Source organism: Variovorax sp. efr-133-TYG-130, from assembly GCF_030208835.1.
GTDB lineage: Bacteria > Pseudomonadota > Gammaproteobacteria > Burkholderiales > Burkholderiaceae_C > Variovorax.
In genome coordinates this window covers 1-2,560 of record NZ_JARVTD010000016.1, presented here as the reverse complement: position 1 = coordinate 2,560, position 2,560 = coordinate 1, and the positions used below count along the sequence as shown (strand labels likewise).

Sequence of the window (2,560 nt, the reverse complement as noted above, 5' to 3'; positions counted from 1 at the left end):
TGGCCGGGCGCACCACGGCCAGCGACTTGCCGCGCGCGCGCTTGCGCCAGTCCTGATCGTAGGCGGTGAGGTCGCCCTCGTTGAGCACGTGCTGGGCGCCGACGATGGCGCGCAATTGGTCGATCAGTGCGGTCACGCTGCGGACAGGAAAGGAACAGCCGCTTTCAACGAACGCGCCTGAGCTTCTTCATACAGCGCGATCTCGTCTTGCACCTTCGCGCCCAAGGCGGCCTCGAACACGGCCTGCGCACTGTTGGCCGCGTAGCTCTTCTGCTCGTCCGAGCCGAGGTTGGACTGGAAGATGCCGGCGGCGCTCACGGGCAGGAAGTCTTCGTACGTAATGGGCTCGGCATCCAGCCAGCCTTCGTCGACGAGCGCCTGCAGCGACTTCGCGGCAAGTGCGTCCTGGTTCGCGGCGCGGCCCTCGTCGGTCAGCGCATAACGGAAGAAGCCGAGGCCCGCTTCGCGCATCGTCTTCAGGTCGTCCGGGAAGTCGCTGAACGCGGCATCCAGGCGGGCCTGGTAGTCGGCGCCCGCGTTGCCGGCACCGTTCGCGTCTCGCACGCGGGAGAGCAGCGCGTCGTAGAGCGCACGGCCCTTGCGGGTCAGGGCCACGCCGCGTTGCTCGATCTCGCCGAACCGTGCGGTGTGCGTGCCCGCCTCGGCCTCGCTCTCCCCCACGAACGCCACGCGTTCCTGCAGAGCGCGAAAACTGGTCTGGCGCAGCAGGATCGGCACCTTGCGGCGCGGCGGCCCTTCGATGACGTCCTTGGCGGACATGCCGCGGCGCGTCATCTCGACCTGCGCGTCGTCGATGTTCAGGGTGCGCGGCGTGAGGTGATTGATGTGCGGGCCCTTGAAGCAGGCGACGTCGGCAATGAGGCGGTGCGCCGCCAGCAGCTTGTCGTAAGTGGCCTTGCTCACCGTGGCCTCGCTGTGCCAGCGGAAGGTCTCCAGGGCCTGCGCCACGAACTCTTCAGCCTGCGCCGCCGTCAGGCCGCCGGCCGTCTCGGCCTGTTCGATGAGCGCCAGCACGCGCGGCGTGAAGATGCTCCGGCGGGCGAGGATCTCCTGCACTTCCGCACGCAGCGCCGGGTTTTCGATCAGCTCGAGCCGCAGCAGCGAAGTGAAGACCCGGAACGGGTTGTTCGACAGCGACGCATCGGTCACCGGGCGGAAGGCGGTCGAGTGCACCGGCACGCCGGCGACGGACAGGTCGTAGTAACCGACCGGCGCCATGCCCATGACCTTGAACAGGCGCCGCATCGTGGCCAGCTCTTCGGGCTTGCCCAAGCGGATGGCGCCGTGGCGCTCGACGTCGATGCGTTCCAGCTCGCCGTTCCTGCGCAGCTGTGCCAGCAGCGTCGGCTCGCGCATGCTGTCCGCGTTGACGTCGGCAACGACGTCGAGCAGATCGCCGTACAGCGGCACCTCGGCGCGATACATCTCGGACATGCGGCGGGAGAACAGCGAACGGATCTCGTCGCTGGGAAGAAAGGTGGTGTCGTTCATTGGGGAGTGATCTTGAAGTGTCGCGATGCGCCAGGCATTCCCGGAGCGCATCGGCCGAGTGCTCAGCCAAAATTTTCGGCAGCACGGGCAGTCGGGTCAAACGATCTTCTCGCCTGATGTCATTCCTTCAGCGCATGAACTTGCCGCTCCCGTCGCGTCCTTGTTGACTCGGCATTGACATTGATAGCCACGCAGGCGTCAAGCCATGGCCAGGGAAGGCTGCGATCTTGATTGGGGGGCCAGGCAGGTCTGCGCTGATCGGCGCCGCCTTCGGCGGCTACCATTCGCATCACCGTCGAGGCAACCCTCCAGGAGGAAGACATGAAAAAGTCATCGGACGACGCGGACCCGAGCCCATCGGCCTCGGAGCTCATTTCGAACAAAATCGCCGAGCTTGGCGACTGGCGCGGTGAAACGCTCGCCAGGATGCGCAAGCTCATCAAGGAAGCCGATCCTGAAGTCATCGAAGAATGGAAGTGGATGGGCACGCCGGTCTGGTCGCACGGCGGCATCATCTGCACCGGCGAGTCTTACAAGAGCGCGGTGAAGCTCACGTTTGCCAAGGGTGCGTCACTGAAGGACCCTGCTCGGCTCTTCAACGCGAGCCTAGACGGAAACACTCGCCGCGCTATCGACATTCATGAAGGAGAGGAAGTTGCCGGGCCCGCCTTCAAGTCGCTCGTTCGAGAGGCCATCGAACTCAATAAAGCCGGCAAATCGAAGTCTTCGAAAAAGGCGAAGAGCTGAGCTTGCTTGTTTGCCATCGCTGGATGCAAAGCTGAACAGTACTGGGGCCCCAGGGAGTACAGTCTGGAATGACTTCACATACGCCTGCTACACCTGCGCCGCCTGCCGCAGTCACTCCCATTGAAATTACAGAGACCCGAGCATTCACACAAGCTTGGATTCTGTTCGCAGTGCTCTTCGTAGTGGTTATCGGCGTTCTGTGGGCATTGCAAACCCATTTTGGATGACGGCCAATTTGCGGTTGCCGCTCGCCCCAAAGCAAAAAACCCCAGTCAATTGCTTGACTGGGGTTTTCTGGGCT

At 63.7% G+C, this 2,560-nt stretch carries 2 protein-coding genes; one reads left to right on the top strand and one right to left on the bottom strand.

Translation table 11 applies throughout. The features are described from left to right. Positions 1-132: 132 nt before the first annotated feature. On the bottom strand, positions 133-1,512 hold the full coding sequence (gene hglS / locus QRN67_RS17665; RefSeq protein WP_285412880.1) for a 2-oxoadipate dioxygenase/decarboxylase HglS: 1,380 nt from the start codon (positions 1,510-1,512) through the stop codon (positions 133-135). Positions 1,513-1,833: 321 nt separating this feature from the next. On the opposite strand from hglS, the gene QRN67_RS17660 reads away from it, so the two are divergent. Next, the gene (locus QRN67_RS17660) at positions 1,834-2,259 is read left to right on the top strand and encodes a DUF1801 domain-containing protein (RefSeq protein ID WP_285412879.1); all 426 of its coding nucleotides are present in this window, start codon (positions 1,834-1,836) and stop codon (positions 2,257-2,259) included. The last annotated feature ends 301 nt before the right edge of the window (positions 2,260-2,560 follow it).